Genomic DNA, 358 nt, shown 5'->3' on the forward strand with positions numbered 1-358 from the left:
GAGGACGAGGAACCGCCCGCCGACGCGGTGGGCGCGCTGCAAGCCCTGGTCGGGCGGCTCAGACGGGCCCTGGGCGGCGAGGCGGTGGCCTCCGCGCCGGGCGGCTACCGGCTCGCCGCGGGGCGCGACAGCGTCGACCTCTTCCGCTTCGAGCGGCTGGCCGCCGACGGTGCCGCAGCTCTGCGCGAGGACGACCCCGAGCGCGCCCTGGCACTGCTGGACGAGGCCCTCGCACTCTGGGACGGGCCCGCCCTGGCGGACCTCCCGGGGCGGGCGGCCGATCCCTTGGCCGTACGGGCCGAACAGCGCCGCGCCACGGCCCACCGCGACCGGCTGGCCGCCGAGGTGGCACGGGGCA

At 79.6% G+C, this 358-nt stretch carries 1 protein-coding gene; it reads left to right on the forward strand.

The genetic code is table 11. The features are described from left to right. Window positions 1-358: BTAD domain-containing putative transcriptional regulator (locus GT042_RS08095; protein ID WP_272925693.1), on the forward strand; the 358-nt coding region annotated here is incomplete at both ends.

This window comes from Streptomyces sp. SID3212, assembly GCF_009865405.1.
Lineage (GTDB): Bacteria > Actinomycetota > Actinomycetes > Streptomycetales > Streptomycetaceae > Streptomyces.